General features: G+C 70.4%; 15 protein-coding genes. 9 read left to right on the forward strand and 6 right to left on the reverse strand.

From position 1 onward, the window contains the following. Nucleotides 1–16: 16 nt before the first annotated feature. On the reverse strand, nucleotides 17–832 hold the full coding sequence (gene murI / locus G4D86_RS18735) for a glutamate racemase (protein WP_163995338.1): 816 nt from the start codon (nucleotides 830–832) through the stop codon (nucleotides 17–19). Nucleotides 833–956: 124 nt separating this feature from the next. Further along, nucleotides 957–1,961, reverse strand: coding sequence for a hypothetical protein (locus tag G4D86_RS18740; protein WP_163995339.1), 1,005 nt, complete (start codon nucleotides 1,959–1,961; stop codon nucleotides 957–959). A gap of 158 nt (nucleotides 1,962–2,119) precedes the next feature. On the opposite strand from G4D86_RS18740, the gene G4D86_RS18745 reads away from it, so the two are divergent. The 8 genes from G4D86_RS18745 to G4D86_RS18780 all read left to right on the forward strand — a co-directional run bounded on the left by G4D86_RS18745 (nucleotide 2,120) and on the right by G4D86_RS18780 (nucleotide 9,556). Then, a complete protein-coding gene (locus G4D86_RS18745) occupies nucleotides 2,120–2,830 on the forward strand; it encodes a MotA/TolQ/ExbB proton channel family protein (protein WP_163995340.1) in 711 nt (236 codons plus the stop codon). 12 nt (nucleotides 2,831–2,842) lie between these two features. Then, a complete protein-coding gene (gene tolR, locus G4D86_RS18750) occupies nucleotides 2,843–3,310 on the forward strand; it encodes a protein TolR (protein WP_163995341.1) in 468 nt (155 codons plus the stop codon). Between the two features lie 3 nt (nucleotides 3,311–3,313). Then, complete coding sequence (locus tag G4D86_RS18755) at nucleotides 3,314–4,102, forward strand: energy transducer TonB (protein ID WP_163995342.1); 789 nt, start codon at nucleotides 3,314–3,316, stop codon at nucleotides 4,100–4,102. Then, nucleotides 4,099–5,391, forward strand: a complete 1,293-nt coding sequence (gene tolB, locus G4D86_RS18760) for a Tol-Pal system beta propeller repeat protein TolB (RefSeq protein WP_163995343.1) — start codon at nucleotides 4,099–4,101, stop codon at nucleotides 5,389–5,391. Before G4D86_RS18755 ends, tolB begins: the two co-directional genes overlap by 4 nt. Before the next feature lie 116 nt (nucleotides 5,392–5,507). Continuing rightward, nucleotides 5,508–6,068, forward strand: a complete 561-nt coding sequence (locus G4D86_RS18765; protein WP_163995344.1) for a hypothetical protein — start codon at nucleotides 5,508–5,510, stop codon at nucleotides 6,066–6,068. A gap of 91 nt (nucleotides 6,069–6,159) precedes the next feature. Beyond that, nucleotides 6,160–7,344 carry an aminotransferase class V-fold PLP-dependent enzyme gene (locus G4D86_RS18770; protein WP_163995345.1) on the forward strand — a complete coding sequence of 395 codons (1,185 nt, stop codon included), beginning with the start codon at nucleotides 6,160–6,162 and terminating at the stop codon, nucleotides 7,342–7,344. A 14-nt stretch (nucleotides 7,345–7,358) separates the two neighbouring features. Next, on the forward strand, nucleotides 7,359–8,294 hold the full coding sequence (locus G4D86_RS18775; protein ID WP_163995346.1) for a Ppx/GppA phosphatase family protein: 936 nt from the start codon (nucleotides 7,359–7,361) through the stop codon (nucleotides 8,292–8,294). Further along, nucleotides 8,291–9,556, forward strand: a complete 1,266-nt coding sequence (locus tag G4D86_RS18780) for a spinster family MFS transporter (protein ID WP_163995347.1) — start codon at nucleotides 8,291–8,293, stop codon at nucleotides 9,554–9,556. The genes G4D86_RS18775 and G4D86_RS18780 overlap by 4 nt, the downstream gene beginning before the upstream one ends. 4 nt (nucleotides 9,557–9,560) lie before the next feature. Here the strand turns inward: G4D86_RS18780 and G4D86_RS18785 are convergent, their stop codons facing one another. Beyond that, nucleotides 9,561–10,889 (reverse strand): lysophospholipid acyltransferase family protein, encoded by a 1,329-nt coding sequence (locus G4D86_RS18785; protein WP_163995348.1) that lies wholly within the window; start codon nucleotides 10,887–10,889, stop codon nucleotides 9,561–9,563. A gap of 567 nt (nucleotides 10,890–11,456) precedes the next feature. On the opposite strand from G4D86_RS18785, the gene G4D86_RS18790 reads away from it, so the two are divergent. Then, nucleotides 11,457–11,921 (forward strand): hypothetical protein, encoded by a 465-nt coding sequence (locus G4D86_RS18790; RefSeq protein ID WP_163995349.1) that lies wholly within the window; start codon nucleotides 11,457–11,459, stop codon nucleotides 11,919–11,921. 14 nt (nucleotides 11,922–11,935) lie between these two features. Here the strand turns inward: G4D86_RS18790 and G4D86_RS18795 are convergent, their stop codons facing one another. From G4D86_RS18795 to G4D86_RS18805, 3 genes are read right to left on the reverse strand one after another with little or no spacing between them, the layout of a single operon-like run. Further along, nucleotides 11,936–12,451 carry a hypothetical protein gene (locus G4D86_RS18795; protein WP_163995350.1) on the reverse strand — a complete coding sequence of 172 codons (516 nt, stop codon included), beginning with the start codon at nucleotides 12,449–12,451 and terminating at the stop codon, nucleotides 11,936–11,938. A gap of 19 nt (nucleotides 12,452–12,470) precedes the next feature. Further along, on the reverse strand, nucleotides 12,471–15,551 hold the full coding sequence (locus G4D86_RS18800; protein WP_163995351.1) for a POTRA domain-containing protein: 3,081 nt from the start codon (nucleotides 15,549–15,551) through the stop codon (nucleotides 12,471–12,473). Nucleotides 15,552–15,562: 11 nt separating this feature from the next. After that, the gene (locus tag G4D86_RS18805; RefSeq protein ID WP_163995352.1) at nucleotides 15,563–19,492 is read right to left on the reverse strand and encodes a translocation/assembly module TamB domain-containing protein; all 3,930 of its coding nucleotides are present in this window, start codon (nucleotides 19,490–19,492) and stop codon (nucleotides 15,563–15,565) included. Nucleotides 19,493–19,494 lie beyond the last annotated feature (2 nt).

Here is a 19,494-nt window from a genome sequence, read left to right on the forward strand (position 1 = left end):
GTCACCCGGTCCCAAGTCAGAAGGTCAGGTCCACCTGCTCCGCGGCGGGAATCGGCCGGCCGAGGAAGCGCGCTCCCACCTCGACGAAGCGCTCCGGCACGTCGGTGACGTAGTACGAATGCGTGGGCGCGGTGTGCGCCGCCGAGGCCAGGCCGCCGCGCTCCGCGAGCAGCGCCGCCACCGCCTCCGCCGTGGCCTCCGCCGAGTCCACCAGCGCGACTCCCGGCCCCACCACCTCCGCGATGACGCCCTTGAGCAGCGGGTAGTGGGTGCAGCCCAGCACCAGCGTGTCCACGCCGTCGCGGGCGAACTCGGACAGGTACTCGCGCGCCGTGAGGAAGGGCACGTCGCCCGTGGTCCACCCCTCCTCCGCCAGCGGCACGAAGAGGGGGCAGGCGCGGGCCTTCACCCGCACCCGCGGGTCCGCGGCCTCGAGCTCGCGTTGATAGGCGCCCGAGCGGATGGTGCCCGGGGTGCCGATGACGCCCACCCCGCCGCCCCGGGTGCGCCCCAGGGCCGCGCGCGCGCCGGGGGCGATGACGCCCAGCACCGGAATGGGCAGCGCCGCCTCCAGCGCCGGCAGCGCCACCGCCGAGGCGGTGTTGCACGCCACCACCAGCAGCTTCACGCCGCGCTCCAGGAGGAACTCCGCGTTCTTCAGCGAGTAGCGCGTCACCACCTCGCCGGACTTGGTGCCATAGGGCACCCGCGCGGTATCCCCCAGGTACACCGTGCTCTCGTGGGGGAGGTGGGCCATGAGCGCCTTGAGGACCGTCAGCCCTCCGACACCCGAGTCGAACACGCCAATGGGACTGTGGCTGCCTTGCCGCATGCGCTGTGTCCCTATCACGTTTGATGCCAGCCCCCGCGCGCCCCCGGAAACGACGAAGGGCCGGGGCACCCCGCCCCGACCCTCCGTTCACCTCACGACCAGGCAGGCGGACTGCCGGTAACCGTTACAACCGGATGAGCGGCACCGGGAGCGAAGCATTCGGGCCGGGGAACTGGTGGGCCACCACGTCGAGGAAGGGCCCGTTGTCCGGCGACAGGTACTCGCGGCCGTTCGAGGCCTGCGCGTACATCTCCACCTTGTAGCGACCCGGCCGCAGGAACTCGTACACCACCGGGGCGTCGTTGCAGCCGTGGGCGTCACCCATGATGCCGTACACCAGCTCGTTGGTGAAGGCGTCGCGGAAGTTGATGCGCACCGTGGTGATGCCAGCCTGCGCGCACGTCTGCGTCTGGCTGTTGGCGACGATGTCCCAGCGGATGGAGGCCCCGCCAATCGCCCACATGGAGGCCGTGTGCGAGGTGGGCGTGCCGGACTGCGTGTTGATGGTGCCGCTGTAGTAGTACCAGGGGTTGCCATTCACATCGACGGCGACGAACTCCAGCGAGTGCGTACCGGGCTCCAGGTACGGCGTCTTCACGCTGTTGGCGCCGTAGCCCTGCGCACAGTCCAGGCGCACCCATTCATCGTCGTCCACGCGGACGTCCACGGAGGCGATGCCGGCCTGGTTGCAGTTGGGGCTGGAGCTGACGTTGTTCGGGGGGAACAGCCAGCTCACGTAGGCGAACGAAGGCGGCGTGCCCGTCGGCGTCATGTCCACGGTCACCGTCACGTCGCCGTCCACCCGGAAGGTGCCGCTGGCGAAGTAGAGGCGCTCGTTGGAGTAGCTGACCGCCTCGATGGTGAAGCTGTAGACGCCCGGCGCGAAGTCGTGGAGGACGATGCCGTCGAAGCCGTTGGCCTGGCAGGGATAGCGGCCGTCGTTCTCGAGGATTTCGCCGGGGATGTCGATGTTGACGCCCTTGATGTCGCGGTCCTCGTCGCAGCGCAGCCCACCGAAGGTCCACCGGAAGGTGGCGTCGCCCGGGTAGTCGGGCGTGTCGTCGTGGATGATGCAACCGGGGGCAACCGCCGCCAGGCAGAGGAATGCGACCAGCAGTCGGGAGTTCATGGGGAACCTTCGTGGGGTGGTAGGTGTTCGGCCCGTTACAACCTCTCCGGACGGCCACCCTCGGGAATTATTCACCCACGACCGCATGCTGCTTCAAGCAACCGGGCGTCCCTCCTTTGTTTGACCCTGTTGTATCGGAGTGTTACGGCCTGCACCCCATGACGCCCCACCTACCCCTGGCGCTCGGCGCCATGAACTACGTGGAGATCATCCGCGACGCCTCCTTCATCGAGCTGGCCGTGCTGCTGCTCCTGATGGGCGTGTCCGTGGCCTCCTGGGCCCTCATCGCCATGAAGGCGGCCCAGCTCACGAAGGCCCGCGCACAGTCTCTCACCTTCCTCGACACCTTCTGGAAGGCCTCGCGCCTGGAGGCCATCTACCAGACGGCCCAGAAGCTCGACGGCTCGCCCCTCTCCAAGGTCTTCTGCGCCGGCTATGAAGAGCTGAGCAAGCTGGCCCAGTCCAAGGAAGGCGGCGCCGAGGGCGCCATGGCCGAGCGGCTGGGCGGCATCGAGAACGTGGAGCGCGCGCTGAACCGCGCCTCCACCGCGCAGATCACTGAGCTGGAGAACCGGGTGTCCTTCCTGGGCACGGTGGGCGCGGCGTCCCCGTTCGTGGGGTTGTTCGGCACCGTCATCGGCATCCTCAGCGCGTTCAACCAGATTGCCGAGCAGGGCAACGCGACGCTGGCCACGGTGGCCGCGCCGGTGGGCAACGCGCTGTTCGCCACGGCGGCGGGCCTGTTCGCGGCGATTCCGGCGGTGGTGGCCTACAACTCGTTCGTCAGCCGCATCAAGGTGTTCGACACGGAGATGGCGAACTTCTCCGCGGACTTCCTCAACATCATCAAGCGGCACTTCTTCCGCTAGGCGAGGACTGCCATGGGAATGGGCGGAGGCAACCGCGGCGGTGGCCGCACCACCATGAGCGAGATCAACGTCACGCCCATGGTGGACGTGATGCTGGTGCTGCTCATCATCTTCATGGTGACGGCGCCCCTCATCCAGCAGGGCGTGAAGGTCAACCTGCCGGAGACGAAGGCCGCGCCGGTGGAGGCCACCGAGAAGAAGCTGGTGCTGTCCATCGACGCCGGGCGCAAGGTCTACATCGGTGATGCCGAAGTCGCGCTGGAGGAGCTGGCGGAGAAGCTGACCGCCAACGCGAAGGCCCAGGCCGACAAGGAAGTCTATCTCCACGCGGACCGGGACGTGCCGTACGGCGTGGTGGTGGAGGTGATGGCGGCGGCGCAGCGCGCGGGCATCAACAACGTGGGGATGATCACGGACCCTTCGGGTGGGGCCAAGACGTCCAACGAGAAGAAGGGCAAGTCGAAGGAGGCGAAGCGCTAGCCCATGACGGACTCCGCGGTGGCCCACAGCCTGCTCGTCTCGCGTCCCACGCGGCTGTCGCGCTTCGTGGGGGCCTCCGTCGTGGGGCACATCGCCGTGCTGCTGGCGGCCGTGCTGTACGCGCGCTTCAATGCCGGCCCGACGGTGGACCTGGATGCCAAGCCCATTCGCGCCACGCTGGTGCGGCTGGGCAAGCCCCGGGACTCCAAGCTGCTGCCGCGCAAGGAGCAACTGCCGCCTCCGCCCAAGCAGGTGGACGCGCCCAAGCCCGCCCCGGACGCGCCACCTCCGCCTTCGTCGGCCGCGGTAGCGGTGCCCATTCCGGGCGTAAAGCCCGAGCCTTCTTCCGCACCGAAGCCCACGCCCGTGAAGGGTGAGACGTCGGGCGAGGACCGGCGCAAGCGGCTGTTCGGCGCCTTCGACAAGACGGCCAAGGCGGCCGAGCCCGAGGAGGCCGAGGGCGCCGAGGATGGCGACCCGGACGGCGACTCGGCCACGGCCGAGGGCGAGCGCTACTTCGGCCTGCTCCAGTCGCAGGTGCGCCGGCACTACAGCGTGGCGGACACCATCCCCGAGTCCGAGCGCCTCCACCTCAAGGCCATGGTGGCGGTACGCCTGGGCCGCTCCGGCGAGGTGCTGGACGTGAGCCTCACCAAGGCCAGTGGCAACGACCTCTTCGACTCCGCCGTCGTCACCGCCGTGCGCAAGGCAGCGCCGTTCTCGCCTCCGCCGGACCACCTCCGAGACGCTCTGCAGAAGAGCGGCGTCAACCTGGTGTTCAACGCCCTATGAAAGCCCTGCTCCTTTCCCTGGTCCTCCTCCCGCTCGCGGCGCTCGCCCAGGCGCCGACGATTGAAATCTCCGGCGCCAACTTCCGCCCGCTGCCGGTGGCCGTACCCGCGCCGGTGACGCAGAACGAGGGTGGCAAGAAGCTGGCGCCCGCCTTCGACACGGCCTTCAGCTTCGACCTCGCCGCCTCCGGCATCCTCCAGGTGCTGGACCGCAAGGGCTTCACCGCGGACGCGACGGAGGGCATGACGGCCGGCAGCATCAACTTCAGCCGCTGGGCGGATGTGGGCGCCGAGGCGCTCGTGAAGGTGTCGCTGGCGCAGGACGGTGGCGTGCTGCGCGGTGAAATGCGCCTGTTCAACGTGGGCACCGGCCGTGAGGACTTGAAGGTGTCCAAGGACGCCCCGGCGGACAACGCGTCGCTGCTCGCGCACCGGCTGGCGGACGCGCTCTACCGGCACTACACCCGCGAGCCCAGCCCGTTCCTGTCGCGCATCACCTACGTGCGCAAGTCCGGCCAGAATCGCGACGTCGTGGTGTCGGACTGGGACGGCGGCAACGCGCAGTCGCTCACCAAGGGCGGCATCAACATCCTCCCCGCGCTGAGCCCGGACGGTGCGCAGGTGGCCTTCACCACGTACCGCAAGGGCCAGCCGGACCTCTTCGTGCAGAAGCCGGGCGGCGAGGCCCGCTCGCTCGTCTCCGCGGGGCAGATGGTGACCGGCGCGGCGTACTCGCCGGACGGCAAGCGCCTGGCCTACGCGGTGGCGGACGGGGAGAGCGCGCAAATCTACGTGGCCAACGCGGACGGCAGCGGCGCGAAGGCCGTCACCGACACGCCCTATGGGCTCAACACCAGCCCCGCCTGGTCGCCGGACGGCAAGCGGCTCGCCTTCGTGTCCAACCGGGGCGGCAGCCCGCAAGTCTATGTGATGAACGTGGACGGCTCTGGCGTGCGGCGGCTCACCTTCCAGGGCAACTACAACCAGACGCCGGACTGGTCCCCGCGCGGAGACCTCATCGCCTTCACCGCGCGCGACGAGCGCAACGCCTTCGACCTCTTCACCGTCAACGTGGAGACGGGCAAGGTGACGCGCCTGACGCAGGACCAGGCCAACAACGAGGAGCCGGCCTTCTCTCCCAACGGGCGGCTCATCGTCTTCACCTCCACGCGCAACGGCGGCTCGCAGCTGTTCGTGATGACGGCGGACGGCAACAACCAGCTCCCGCTGCGCGCCGAGAAGGGCGCCCTGCAGACGCCCGACTGGGCGCCGCTCGCGCAGGCGGAGTAGCCCCGAGGCACTGGCATCGGGCCCCACCCTGGGTGGGAGCCCGGTGCGCCCCTCGACGCCGGGGCGGGGAGCGGGTGTAGCCTTTCCGCTCTCCGCTTCCGCTCGAGGTCGCCGTGATGAAGCCCGCTTCCCTGTTGTGGGTTGCCGCCGTGACGTTGCTGGGCGCATGCGCCACCGTCCCGCCGCCCACTCCCGCGCCTCCGCCGTCCGTCACCTACACCTCGTTCGGTGATGCCCAGCTGTCGAAGGACGCGCACGTGGTGCAGCGCTATACGGGCGACTACATGAAGCGGAACCCGGGCACGCGCACCGAGAACCGCCTCGCGCGCATGCGCACGCCTCCGGGCGAGGAGCTGCCCGTGCGCGTCCTCATCGACGCACTGCCCGAAGGCATCGAGGCCCGTGAAGGCAGCCTCCGCGTCTCCGAGGGCTCTCCCCATGTGCTGCTCGGGTCCGTGGTGCTGCGCGCGCCCGGGGCCTTCGCCATGTCCCGCGAGGAAATCGTCGAGGAGCTGAAGCACCTCGCGCTGGAGGCCGGTGGCAATGTCGTCGTCGTGAGCTTCCTCGGGGGAAACCAGCAGGAGGCACCCGGTGCCACCGGCTACGTGCTCAAGTCCGACCTCTCGCAGGTGGACTTCCGGAAGAGCCGCCCGGGCAAGCTGCCCGTGGAGATCTGACGGAGTGGCGGCAGGCGGAGTGGCCGCCCTGCGAGCACGCCCCGTCTCCGCGCGTTGACAGGGGGCGCCGCGTCGGGTCGAGTGCCCGCGCATGAGCACCTCCTTCCGCACGCACTGGAGCCTGGACCCCGAGGTCCTCTTCCTCAACCACGGCTCCTTCGGCGCCTGCCCCACCGCCGTGCTGCAGGCGCAGTCCGAGCTGCGCACGCGCATGGAGGCCGAGCCGGTGCGCTTCCTCCACCGCGAAGTCGAGCCCCTGCTGGACGCGGCCCGCGAGGCCCTGGCCACCTTCGTCGGCGCGGACGCGGACGACCTGGCCTTCGTCCCCAACGCCACCTCGGGCGTCAACACGGTGCTGCGCTCGCTGCGCTTCGCCCCCGGTGACGAGCTGCTCACCACCGACCACGAGTACAACGCCAGCCGCAACGCGCTGGAGTACGCGGCCTCGCGCTGGGGCGCGAAGGTGGTGGTGGCGAAGCTGCCGTGGCCCATTCCGTCGCCCGACGCGGTGGTGGACGCGGTGCTGGCGCACGTGACGCCGCGCACGCGCCTGCTGCTGGTGGACCATGTCTCCAGCCAGACGGCGGTGGTGATGCCGGTGGCGCGGCTCGTCGCCGCCCTCCGGGAGCGGGGCGTGGAGACGCTGGTGGACGCCGCGCACGCGCCGGGCATGCTGCCCCTGTCCCTGCGCTCGCTGGGCGCGGGCTACTACACGGGCAACTGCCACAAGTGGATGTGCGCGCCCAAGGGCGCGGCCTTCCTCCACGTGCGGCGTGACTTGCAGGCGGAGCTCAAGCCGCTGGCGGTGAGCCATGGCCACAACTCGGGACGGACGGACCGGTCGCGGTTCCGGCTGGACTTCGACTGGACGGGGACGCTGGACCCTTCCGCCGCGCTCTGCGTCCCGCACGCGATTCGCGTGGTGGGTGGCCTGCTACCCGGCGGCTGGCCGGCGGTGATGCAGTCCAACCGGGAGAAGGCGCTGGCCGCGCGCAAGCACCTATGCGCCCGGCTGAAAGTAGAACCCGACTGCCCGGAGGAGATGGTGGGCAGCATGGCGACGGTGCGACTGCCGGACGGCTTCCCCGTGCCCCCCCAGCCTCCGCTCTACGTGGACCCACTCCACCTGCGCCTCTTCGATGAGCACCGAATCGAAGTGCCCATCGTCCCCTGGCCGAAGGCGCCCGCGCGTCACGTGCGCGTCTCCGCGCAGCTCTACAACACACACAATGAGTACCAGGCCCTGGGCGATGCTTTGGAAGCGCTGCTGCGTTGAGTAGGCTCCCGCGCATGCCGCGTTTCGCCACCATCGACGTCGGAACCAACTCGGTGCTGTTGCTGGTCGCCGAGCGCACCCCCGAAGGCCGTTTCGAAGCCGTGCGCGAGCGCGCGGAAATCACCCGACTGGGACGGGGCGTGGACGCGACGCGACGCCTGTCGCCGGAAGGGATGGAGGCCACGCTCGCCGTGCTGGAAGCCTTCGCCCGCGAGGCGCGCGAATTGGGCGCACAGGACATCGCCGTCTCGGCCACCAGCGCGGCGCGCGACGCGGAGAACGGCGCGGAGTTCCTCGAAGCGGCGAAGACGCGCGCGGGCGTGACGGTGGAAATCATCTCCGGCCAGCTGGAGGCGGAGCTGTCCTTCGCCGCCGTCCACGCGGACTTCGCGTCGGAGGCGGCCGGCCCGCTGCTGGTGCTGGACATCGGCGGCGGCTCCACGGAGTTCATCTACGGCAACCCCGCCGGGCACGTGGACTTCCGGCACAGCTTCGACGTGGGCGCGGTGCGGCTCACTGAGCGCTTCGTGCGCTCGGACCCGATGAGCGCCGAGGACCGCGCCCGCATCGAGGCGCACCTGCGCGACACCTTCAAGTCGCTGCCGTCGCCGCCGCCCGGCGCGGTGCTGGTGGGCGTGGCCGGCACCGTCACCACGCTCTACGCCGTCGAGTACGGCATCGACCCGTATGACGCCGAGGAGGTCCACGGCGGCACCATGTCGGTGTCCGAGCTGGCGGCGCTGGCGGACCGGCTGTGCGAGATGCCGCTGGAGCTGCGCCGCACCCTGCCCGGCATGCAGCCCAAGCGCGCGGACGTGATTTCAGCGGGTGCGCTCATCCTCCTCGAGTCGGTGAAGGCGCTGGGCCTGGACGCATGCCGCGTGAGTGACAGGGGCCTGCGCTGGGGATTGCTCGCGCACCGCTTCGGAGCCGGAGCCACCTCGACATGAACGCCACTTCCGCCACGGCCTCGCCGGCGGTGCCCACCGCGCCCGCGGCGAACGCCGGCTTCGCGCTGTTCATCCTCACGCTCATCAACCTCGTCAACTACCTCGACCGGTACATCGTCGCGGTGGCGCTGCCGGACATCCAGAAGGAGTTCGGCATCAACGACACGCAGTCCGGCCTGCTGGGCACCATGTTCATGGTGGTGTTCATGCTGGCCTCGCCGCTGGGTGGCTACCTGGGAGACAGGTATCCCCGGAAGCTGCTGGTGGCGGGCGGCGTGCTGCTGTGGAGCCTGGCCACCGGAGCCAGCGGACTGGCCACGTCGTTCATCACGCTGCTGGTGGCTCGCTCGGTGATTGGCATTGGTGAAGCGGGCTATGGCGCGGTGGCACCGAGCATCATCTCGGACCTGTACCCGCGCGACATGCGCACGCGCATCCTCGCGTTCTTCTACACGGCGATTCCGGTGGGCGTGGCCGCGGGGTACGGGCTGGGCGGGTGGCTGACGGAGCGCTACTCGTGGCACGTGGCCTTCTACGTGGGCGGCGTGCCGGGGCTGGCGCTGGGACTGATGGCCTTCTTCATGCCCGAGCCCCAGCGCGGCGCCATGGACGGGCCGGACGCACAGACGAAGATGCCCTTCCTCGTCGGGCTGAAGGGGCTGGGGAAGAACCCGGCGTTCTGGGCGGTGACGGCGGGCTACACGCTGATGACGTTCTCCATTGGCGGGCTGGGCTTCTGGATGCCCACGTACCTGGTGCGCGAGCGGGGCATGGCCCAGGGCGACACGGGCACCACCTTCGGCGCGATTACGCTCGTGGCGGGACTGGTGGGGACGCTGGTCGGCGGGTGGCTGGGCGACAAGCTGGACCGCAAGCGCGAGGGCGGCGGGCTGTGGATGTCGGGCATCGGGCTGCTGCTGGCGGCGCCGGCCATGTACCTGGCCACGAACATCCAGAGCACCGTGTTGACGTTCGCCGTGATTGGCGTGGCGCAGTTCCTCATCTTCCTCAACAGCGGCCCCATCAACGCGGCCATCGTCAACTGCGTGCCGCCTGCGTTCCGCGCCTTCGCCATGGGGCTGAACGTGCTCTTCATCCACATGCTGGGCGACGCGATTTCCCCCACGCTCATCGGAAGCATCGCGGACGCGTACAGCCTGCACACCGCCATCGAGCTCAACGCCCTGCCCGTGCTGCTGGGCGGTATGGCCTTGCTGGTAGGCGCGAAGATGTTCCGCGAGGCCGTTCCGCGCGCGCGGTGACGTCTCAGGGCGCCACGGGGGCGGCCGTGCCTTCGAGCTTCGGCCGGTACTCGCCGGCCAGGCGCTCCACCTCCGAGGCCAGCCGCTCGCCGTCAGCGAGTAGCAGCGCCTTGAGGCGCGCGCGATTGCCCAGGGTGAAGAACACGCTGATGTCGCGACGGAGCGACTCCCAGCGCTCGGCGAAGTAGAGGGTGAAAAGGGCCAGCGGCGGCACCGAGAGGAAGGTGGCCACGCCCCAGGGCACTCCGGCCCACCAGCCCGCCGCCACCGTCAGCGCGCCCCACCACACGAGGGCCACCACGAAGGCGGTGAGGAACTTCACCGTGGCCTGCACGTCCAGCTCCGCCTTGCGGCTGGCGGTGCGGGGCAGCTGGTACGGAAGCCAGAACAGCACCACCCCGAGCGCGAACAGCGGCAGCCCCAGCACCAGCGCGAGCAGGTTCTTCACGACGAAGGGCACCACGTTGCCGGGCCGGTACACGAGCGCGAGGTCCTTCGGGCCCGCCGCCTGCACCAACTCCATGCGGTGCTTGAAGGACGCGAGGTGGGCGCGGATGCCCTCGAAACGCTCGGGCTCCTGCGCGCGGAAGAGCTGCACGCCGCGAGCCCACAGTCGCAGCCGCTCCGCATCCAGCGCCCCACCCTGCTTGAAGGCGTAGAGCTGCTCGGCGAGCTGCACCAGCGGCAGGTCCGCCCACTGCTCCAGGTTGAGCGTGACGGCGCGAAGGCCTTCCGCGATGCGCTCGGTGAGGCCCCGCACGGCGTCGGGCTCGGATGCGGCGTCCTTCGGGAGGAAGGCCTGCACGTCGATGGCGGGGCCCACGTCGATGAGCACCTCGCTGCGGAAGACGTGCTTCTCCGCGTAGGTGAGGCCCACGGGGACGATGCGGACGGGAGCGCCCTCCTTCGCCGCGTTGAGGGCGATGCGCGCGGCACCGGTCTTCAGCTCCGCGAGCCCGGGCTCCGAGTGGCTCTTGCCCTCGGGGAAGATGGTGATGGCGCGGCCGTGCACGAGCGCGCCCTTCGCGGCGTCCAGCGTCCCTTCGTTGCCGCCCATCTTCGAGGGGTCATCCTGCTTGCGGTACACGGGGAGCGCGTCGAGCCCCCTGAGCAGCCAGCCGATGACGGGCATCTTGAACAGCGGCGCCTTGGCGAGGAACGTCACCTTGCGGCGCGTGAGGATGAACACCAGCGCGGGGTCGATGAGCCCGTTGGGGTGGTTGCCCACGAAGAGCACGGAGCCTTCCGGCTCCGTCGCCAGGGCATTCACCTTCACCCGGTAGAAGAGCCGCAGGAACAGCGCGACCACCGCACGTACGCACGCGTAGAACACGGTGGGGACTGTAGCGCAGGCAGAGGAGACATTCCCCGGGGCCTCCCGCTACCACTGCCCGCTTCGGGACTTCCCCATGAGTCCTGCCGGCCTCCCGTGGAGCCCCTGCTACGCTGGGAGCATGCGCGTATCCCTGCGAGTCGCACTCTGCTGCTTTTGGCTCGCGGGCTGTGCCAGTGGCTCACGTCCACTCCGACAGAGCGTAGGCCCCGGTCCGGGGCCGGGTTGCGCGAGCTCGCTGGACTGCTCATGCAAGAACGGCTCGGAGGCGGCCTGTGAGCAGTTCGGGACGGCACCCAAGACGCCAAAGCCAAAGGCACCCAAGCCACCCAATCCGGGCCCGGTCATTCCGCCACAAGCGGCGGAAGGCCAGGGTGAGGGAGACAGTAAGCCCTACGACCGCTGCACGGACCTGTACACGAAGTGTATGGAGCAAGCGAAGGTGGCTAACCGCCCGAACTCGGGTGACTGGGGAGGGACCGTCTGCCAACAGTGCCTCAAGCTCTGCAGGGACCGTGGCTACTGGCCAACCAGGACGATAGGCGGAAGAAAATGCCCCGAAGTCGAATGAGCCCTCAGCGAAGACTCGAACTGGAATTCACTGACGCGAGTATTCGTCTGGAGATTTCCCTGCGCAATCAGGGGCACGAACCCTTCAGGGCCGAAATGCTCCGGTTCCTCCGGAGAATGCAGGCCCGGGCGCACTCGACCTTCGTGAAGCGAGAAATGGCAAGGCGGATTGAAGAGGCCATTTTGTCCAGGGCCTGCATGCTGCCCGAGCCGGAGGCGACCCTGCTTGCTGAGCTCAAACGCATGACCCGGCTTGGGTTCTCCAGCGTCGAAAAGAGAGTACACATCGCCGCCATGCTCGGCAGGTGGATTCAACTTGGCAAGCTGGATTCGCCCGTGGTCCGGCCGTTCATCGCGGAGGCTGCTTCACGGGTTCAACGGGTGCGCAAGGGCCGCTACAGGAGGGCCCTGCAGGAATCCATCGAGCTCGCCATGGTCCGCACCGGCATGAAGCCGGGCTGAACCCCGCCACGGACTCACGGATACCGGTCCACCACCTGGATGATGCCCGTGTTGTCCTGCACGACGGAGAAGCCCTTCATCGGGCTCGGGTAGGCAATCAGCCCCTCGCCGTCCCTGTCCCACCGTGCGTCGAGCAGGACTCCGCAGAAGGGCACGGACATCGCCCCGCTCTCTGGCAGGAAGATGCGGTCATACCGGCCGAACACCCGGTGCTTCGTCACGTACAGGCGCCCGCCGATTCGTGCCCCCGGCAGCTTCTTCTCTCCATCCTCCCGGGGCAGCGCAATCACGAAGCTGTAGTTGTATCGCGCCGGCCCCGGGTGGTCCTGGATGGCGTCCACGATGACGGGGACCTTGTCTCCCGGCTTCAACCCCAGCCGCTCCATCTGCAACAACGCCCCGCGTGGGCAGTCGCCTTCGGGTGGCATCCACTTCGGACGCTCCGCCTTCACGCCCTCGCCCTGGGTGTGCCGGCAGCCCGCGAGGAGCCCCAGCACCACCCACGCCGCCATGTATACCGGCCCGCGCATGCGCACCCGTGTGCCTCCTTCAGAACGTGCCGATGCTGAAGTGGAACTGCGTGGTCGCCTCGTTCACCGCTTCGTCCGGGTCCAGGTTGAAGCCCACGTCGAACGCCAGCGGACCCACCGGCGTCACGTACCGCAGCCCCGCGCCCGCCGCGTACCGCAGCCGCCCCGGGTCGAACGACGTCCGGTCCAACCACAGGTTGCCCGCCTCGAAGAACAGGCCCAAATCCAACGACGTCAGCGCCGGCAGCCGCAGCTCCGCCTTGCCCAGCGTGAAGAGCTCACCACCCTGGCTCGCCGGCACCTGCCCCGCCAGCACCGCCTTCAACTCCGCCGAGCACCCCGCCGGCGTAATCAGCGCCCGGCACTCCCGCAGCCGCTGCTGCAGGGCGCCGCGCACGTCCTCCGGCAGCACCCCGTCCTCGCGGAAGCCGCGCAGGCTGGACGAGCCGCCCAGGTAGAACAGCTTCGAGCCGATGGCCTGCGCGTCCTTCTCCAGCGGGATGATGGTGCCCGCGCGCGCCGACAGCGCCATGCTCGCCCGCCGTCCCAGGGGGATGTAGCCGCTCAGGTTGCTCGACAGCTTCACGCCGTCAATCGGGTACCCCTCCACGCGGTTGCCCGCCACGTCCGTGGGCTTCACGCTCAACCCCCGCGTGAATTCCGCGCTCGAGATGAACACCACGCCCCTGCGCGGGTTCGCCGGGTCGTCCCGGAAGTCCAGCGTCGCCGAGGGCCGCAGCGAGTGCAGCGCGAAGTCTCCGAACGGGTAGCGCAGCCGCTCCTGGTCCGCGCGGTTGAGCAGCTCCAGCACGCCCGCGCGCGAGCGCAGCCGGTTGTTCTCCACCTCGTACGACAGCGACACGTTCAGCCAAGGCGCCGCTGCCCAGTCCAGCGCCGCCGCCGCGGCGAAACGCGTGGACACGTACGACGGCCGGTGCACGCGCTCGCCAATCAGGTCCAGCCGCGCGCCCACCTCCAGCGGCAGCATGAAGAACAGGCGGGGCTGCGCCAGCGCCAGGTTGCCGCGCCCGCCCAGCCCGTTCAGCCCCTGCAATTCCGCATCGCAGCCCGGAGCCGTACCGCCGTCCACGCCCGGCTGCGAGCAGGCGATGCGCCGGTCCGCGGACAGCGCCTCCGCGCTCCAGCCCGCGTAGTTCACCTTCCCGCGCGCCAGCAGGCTCAGGCCCATGCCGTCCAGGTTGCGGTAGGCCGTGTCCAGCGCGATTCGCGGACCGTCCACGAGGAAGTAGCCGCCGGACACCTCGCCATCCAGCCGGGGCCGCTCCTGCACCGTCACCAGGACGTCCTTCGTCTCCTCACGCCGCGTGGGGTCCGCCAGTGAAACGTCCACCTGCCGGAACACCCCCAGCCGCGCCAACCGCCGCTGGCCCTCCGTCAATCGGTCCAACGCAACGGGCTTGCCCTCCTCCAGGGCCAGGTTCGCCAGCACCAGGTCCGGGTCCGTCCGCGTCAGCCCCTGCACGAGAATCTTCCCCACCCGCACCTGCGGCCCCGGGTCCGTGCGGAACACCACCGTCGCCGCCTGCCCGTCCTCGCCCACGCTCGTCTCGGTGGTGGTCCGTCCGAAGAGGTAGCCCCACTGGGCCAGTCCGTGCTCCAACGCCTGCCGTGCCTCCTCGACCTTGTCGAAGCTCAGGGCCTGGCCCTTGCGCAGCGACAGGCCCACCGGCACCAGGGACACGTCCTTCGGAACGCCCTCGAAGCGCAGGTCCGTGACGCGCGCCTGAGGGCCCTCCTCCACGTCGAAGTCGGCCACCGCCGTGTGGCCCGTCACGTCCACCGTCAGCCCGCGGAACGACACCGCCGAGGAGAGGTAGCCCCGCTCCCGGTACAGCTCGTTCATCGCATCCACGGCGTCCAGCCACGCGTCCTCCACGTACACCGTGGACGGGTCCGGCGGCGGCTCCAGCGAGCCCTGCTCCGGGCCGAGGCGCCCCTCGGCGTCCAGCGGGTCATCCAGCAGGCGCAGGTCCAGCTCCGGGCGTGGCACTCCCGCGCGCACACGCTCCGTCAGCAGCGCGCGCAACTGCTCCGACTCCAGCCCCTGGTTGCCGTGGAAGCGCACCTCCGTCACGCGCAGCGGGTGTCCCTCCTCCACGTCGAAGGCCAGCGCGGCCAGCTCTCCGTCCGGCCGCACCACCTCACGCGGCCGCACGTGCACGTCATGGAAGCCGCGGTGCCGGTAGAAGGCCTCCACCCGCCGCGCCAGCCGGCCCGCCACCACCTCGTCCAGCGACTCCGCCACGTCGTGCGCCAGCACCCGCTCCAGCAGCGTCGCCGGGAAGCGGCGGTTACCATGGAAGCGCACCAGGTACCGGGGCCCCGCCGACAGCGGCACCGCCACCGTGGCCGCGCTGCCCTCCACCAGCACCGAGGGCGTTCCCACCTGCGCGCGCCAGTGGCCCGCCTCGCGCAGCAGCGTGCGCAGTCGCTCCAGGCCCGCGTCCAGGCGCACCCGGTCGAACACCTCGCCGGGCCGCATCTCCAGCACCTCCAGCAGCCGGGGCAACGCGAAGCCCGGGCTGCCGGAGAACGTCACCATCCGCACCCGCGTGGGCACGCCCTCGTCCACGGTGAGCGACACCGAGACTCCGTCCGTCACCGGCTCCTGCCGCACCGTCACCTTCGCCGAGTCATAGCCCTTGCGCTGGTACGCCTGGAGGACGGAGGACACCGCGCCCTCCAGCTCCTCCGCGTCCAGCGGCCCGCCCTCGAGCAGGCCGCTCGCCTCGATGAGCTCGCCCTCGGACAGCACCGCGTTGCCCAGGAAGCGCAGCCGCGCCAGCCGCGCCACCGGCGTGAGCTGGAACACCAACCGCACGCCGCCCGGCACCTCCACGGTGCGCGCCACCACGTCCGTGAAGCGGCCCGTAGCCCACAGTCGCTCCAGCGAGCGCCGCACCGCGCCGGGCGCCAGCGTCTGCCCCTTGCGCACGGCCACGAGCCCCGTGAGTCCCTGCGCGTCCGCGCCGCCCGGCAGGTGCAGCTCCACGGCCACGACTACCGGCTGGGACTCACCCTCGGGCTGCGCCGCCGCCGCGCCCGCCACGAGGACGCACAGCAGCAGCACCCACGCCATGAGGGCGCGGGCTACTCGACCTCCCAGCTCAGCTTCAGCTCGAGCCCGAGGTTGCCAAACGAGGCTTCGCTGTTCTCGTTGTCCCACTGGGCCTGAGCGGAGAGTCGGTCGTCGAAGCGGTACTCGGCGCGCGCCCGCGTGCCGCGCCCGCTCACCGGTTGTGTCATGCCGATTTTAAGCTGCTCGCTCAGGAACTTCGACTCCAGTTGTGCGGTCGGCTCCGCCTGCCGGGTGGCGTCGTTGTAGGTGGTGGCGATTTGTAGCGACAAATCCCGCAACACCGGGTTGCTGGGGAGGAAGCGCTGGAGCTGCCGGTCCAGGCCCGACACGTTGAAGAGGGCCTCGGCCGCCAGGCCGGCGCTCGCCGTGGCCGCCGTGTCCCGGTCCGACGAGGTGAAGCCCAGGGTGAGCAGCGAGACGATGTCCCCCTCCACCAGCGCCGGCTCCGAGGAGAGCAGAATCTGCGGGTCCGCCGGCTTGCCGAAGGCGTGCAGCTTCACCGTGTACTCGCGCACCTGCGTCTGGGCCTGGACCTCGAAGACGGGGTCGATGCCGGTGGCGTCCTGGAACTCGACCTGCCCCTGGTTGATGGTGAAGGGGTTGTTGCGGAAGAAGGCCTGGCTGCCCTCCGCCAGCTCCACCCGCCCCAGCAGGCCCGGCCGCAGGTCCGTGCCCGTCAGCCGCACGTCGCCCAGCAGGCGGGCCTTCGCCAGGTTGTTGTCCACCCGGACGTCGCCGAAGTGCACGTTGACGTCCCAGATGACGAGCGGCTTCGGGGGCTCCCCCGTGGAGGACGTCACCGGCGCCGAGGGCGTGTAGGTGCGCTTCTGGAGGGACTTGAGCATCGACTCCACGTCCAGGGCCTTCTGGTAGCGCATCTTGACGATGTCCAGCCCGCCCGTGACGGTGAAGCCGTGGGGCGGACCGCTCACCTGGAGCAACCCGGAGAAGGTGGCGGGCAAATCCTCCGTGAGGCGGTAGGGCACCTCGTCGAGCTGCACCGTGAGGCCCAGCCGCGTCGGCAGGAAGCGCTCCAGCCGCACGTCGCCGCGCGCGGACACGCGCCCCTCGTTGAGCTGCCCCTGCAGGTGCTCCAGCAGCACGCGCTGGCCGGTCAGCTCCAGGCGCCCGGACATACCGCGCACGTTGACGGGCCAGTCCCGCAGCGCCAGCCGTAGGTCCAGCAGCTCCGCGGTGCCCACCACGGACGGTGACGCCGGCGTGCCGGTGACCTCCGCATCCACGGTGACGCGGCCGGTGGCGCGCTCCACCATGGAGGGCAGGAGCGACTCCAGCATGCGGACGTCCCAACCGCCGCGCAGGGTGACGTCCATGCCACGCGGCCCCATCCACCCGCCCAGCGACAGGTCCACGTACGGCCCCAGGAAGCGGAAGGGCTGCACGTCCAACCGTCCCCCCGCGTAGGCCAGGACGATGGGGACCGTGTTCTCCCCGTGCACGTCGTCGCGCGAGAGCACCAGCTTGTCCACCGTGGCGCTCACCTCCGAGCCGGCGGGCTCCAGCAACTGCCCCTTCGCGCTCAGCGTGCCGGAGAGCGAGCCGGACACGCCGGCCCACAGCGGCTCGGCGGGCAGCAGCGGGCGGATCTCCGGCAGCGACAGCGAGCCCTGCGCTTCATAGGGCCAGTTGTCCTTCACCTTGAAGCCCAGCCGCCCGGTGGCGTCCTGGAACGGATGGCCCCGCACCTCGAAGTCCTTGCCCACCAGGCGCCCGGTGAGGTCCATGGCGCCCAGGTTGCGGTCGGCGAAGGTGACGCGCGGCGCGCGCAGCGTGGCGTCCACCACCGGCACGTCGGCGGTGCCGGACACCTTGCCGTCCATCACCATGGTGCCTTCGATGCCCATGCGCTCGGCCAGCTCCGGCCCCACCGTCTCCGCCAGCGACAGGCCGTCGCCGCCGAAGCGGTAGTCCAGCCCGCCCGCGAAGGTGAAGGTGCCGTCCGCCCACGTGCGGCCCAGCGGGCCCTTCAGCACGGTGCGCTCCAGCACCATCGCCTTGCCGTCCACGAAGCGCAGGCGCATGGCGCCGTCGCCCAGGCGGCGGTCGTAGTAGGTGGTGTCCTTCACGTCGAAGGCCACCAGCCCCTCCAGCTTCTCCACCGGGCTGTCCACCTCCACGCGCCCGGTGGCCGTGCCGCCCAGCGTCCCCCGCATCACCTCCAGCGAAGGGCTCAGTCCCGCCACCACGTCCACCAGGTCCTCGGTGCGCCCCTGCGGGACATTCACCTCCAGCCGCAGGCCGAGCAGCCGCCCGAAGGACACCCCCGCCTTGCCGTAGTACTGCGTGCGCCCCTTCTGGCCGGTGAAGGCGGGGAAGGCCAGCACCCCGTCCGAGTACCCCAGCTTCCCCTGCAAGACGCCCAGCGAGAGGTTCCAGAAGACGAAGTCGCGCATGGACAGGCCCGCCTCCACCTTCACCTCCGAGGCCGGGCCCGTCACCGAGTACGTCGCGCTCCCCCGCCCCGCCCACTGCAGGCCGGCGATGTGGCCGAAGTCCGCGAGGTCCAGGTCGCCGTGGCCGTGGATGTCCAGCCCCAGCCCGTCGCCGATGAGCAGCCCCACGTCGCCGTGCACGCGCGAGCGGCCCGACTCCGCGGTGACGTGATTGAACGACACGCGGTCCGACTGAATCTTCACCTGCGCCTGGGCGCGGCCCTTGTCGAACTCGAGGATGGTGAGCCCCGTGTCCTCCGGCGCGTCGTACGCGCGCGTGGCCAGCACGAAGGGGCCGGTGCGCAAGTCCAACGGGCCTGCCAGCGAGAAGCGCGGCAGCAGATTGCCGTTGAGCTGCGCGTCCAGCGTGGCCGGGAAGTCCACCCATGAGCCCTTCACGCCCGCCCTGTCGAGGATGCGCCCCAGTGAAGCGTCCTCGGTGGACAGCGACACCTCCAGCGGGAAGTGCGGCGTCAGCCCGAGCCGCGCCGTGGCGCGAACCTTCCCCGCGCCCACCGGCACCACCAGGTCCTCCACCCGCACCTCGTCGCCCGAGTACGACAGGCGCGCGGTGAGGTTGGTGGGGCCGAAGCGGTCATACCCGAGCCCGCTGCCGGACAGCTCCAGCGACACCGCGGGCGCGGACGGCTTGCCTGCAATCGACACGCGGGACCAGAGGTGGCCGGTGGCCGGCTTCGGCACCAGGTGCGCCTGGGACAGCGTGCGCAGCGGGAGGAACACCTGCGCGTCCAGCGCCAGGTTCGGGTCGCACAGGTTCTCCACGCGGCCGGACACCGTGGTGGTGATGTCGTCGAGCGACACCTCCGCGCGCTCCAGCTCCAGCAGCGCCTCGTCCGGGTCCACCGCGCCCGCCACGGCGAGCTGTCCCAGCGCCAGCTCCTGCCCGTCCGGCCCCAGCCGCACCAGCCCGCGCCGCGCCTCCACGTCCAGCTCGATGACGCCCCAGCGCTCCGCCCAGCGCACGTCCAGCTCGCCCACCTCCACACGCCGGCCCTGCGGCAGCGCCAGCCGCAGCTCCGCCCCGGTGATGTCCAGCTTCGCCACCCGCAGCCGCTCCAGCGGGTCCAGGAAGCAGCCCTCGGACTTCTTCGCGGGCTGCGCCGACGGCTGCGACAAGTCGAGCGTCACGCGGGGCCGCTGGGCCCGCACCAGCGCCAGCGACAACCGGCCGGAGAGCGGACGCAGGAAGCCCAGCTGCACCTCCGCCATGTCCGCCGCGACGAGCGGCGTGTCCGTGCCCGGAAGGAAGAGCGAGAAGCCGTGCACGAGGACGCGCGAGTTCAGCGGGTCCAGCTCACACCGGCCGATGCCCACGTCCAGCCCCAGCACGTCCGGCAGGTTCCGCCGCGCCAGCGTGCAGGCCACGTCCCACGACACCTGCATCCGCAACAGCAGGATGCTCCCCGACAGCAGGAGGAGCACCACCAGCAGCGCCCTGCGCGCACTGTTGCGATTCGGGGAGGACAAAG

It is taken from the genome of Pyxidicoccus caerfyrddinensis (genome assembly GCF_010894405.1).
GTDB lineage: Bacteria > Myxococcota > Myxococcia > Myxococcales > Myxococcaceae > Myxococcus > Myxococcus caerfyrddinensis.

Bases quoted from the DNA above. Each gene is read 5' to 3' on its own strand.
- G4D86_RS18800 (WP_163995351.1), bottom strand. From the start codon at position 15,551: ATGGCGTGGGTGCTGCTGCTGTGCGTCCTCGTGGCGGGCGCGGCGGCG.
- G4D86_RS18745 (WP_163995340.1), top strand. From the start codon at position 2,120: ATGACGCCCCACCTACCCCTGGCGCTCGGCGCCATGAACTACGTGGAG.
- G4D86_RS18755 (WP_163995342.1), top strand. From the start codon at position 3,314: ATGACGGACTCCGCGGTGGCCCACAGCCTGCTCGTCTCGCGTCCCACG.
- G4D86_RS18790 (WP_163995349.1), top strand. From the start codon at position 11,457: ATGAGCCCTCAGCGAAGACTCGAACTGGAATTCACTGACGCGAGTATT.
- G4D86_RS18765 (WP_163995344.1), top strand. From the start codon at position 5,508: ATGAAGCCCGCTTCCCTGTTGTGGGTTGCCGCCGTGACGTTGCTGGGC.
- murI (WP_163995338.1), bottom strand. From the start codon at position 832: ATGCGGCAAGGCAGCCACAGTCCCATTGGCGTGTTCGACTCGGGTGTC.
- tolR (WP_163995341.1), top strand. From the start codon at position 2,843: ATGGGAATGGGCGGAGGCAACCGCGGCGGTGGCCGCACCACCATGAGC.
- G4D86_RS18780 (WP_163995347.1), top strand. From the start codon at position 8,291: ATGAACGCCACTTCCGCCACGGCCTCGCCGGCGGTGCCCACCGCGCCC.
- G4D86_RS18775 (WP_163995346.1), top strand. From the start codon at position 7,359: ATGCCGCGTTTCGCCACCATCGACGTCGGAACCAACTCGGTGCTGTTG.
- tolB (WP_163995343.1), top strand. From the start codon at position 4,099: ATGAAAGCCCTGCTCCTTTCCCTGGTCCTCCTCCCGCTCGCGGCGCTC.
- G4D86_RS18770 (WP_163995345.1), top strand. From the start codon at position 6,160: ATGAGCACCTCCTTCCGCACGCACTGGAGCCTGGACCCCGAGGTCCTC.
- G4D86_RS18740 (WP_163995339.1), bottom strand. From the start codon at position 1,961: ATGAACTCCCGACTGCTGGTCGCATTCCTCTGCCTGGCGGCGGTTGCC.
- G4D86_RS18795 (WP_163995350.1), bottom strand. From the start codon at position 12,451: ATGCGCGGGCCGGTATACATGGCGGCGTGGGTGGTGCTGGGGCTCCTC.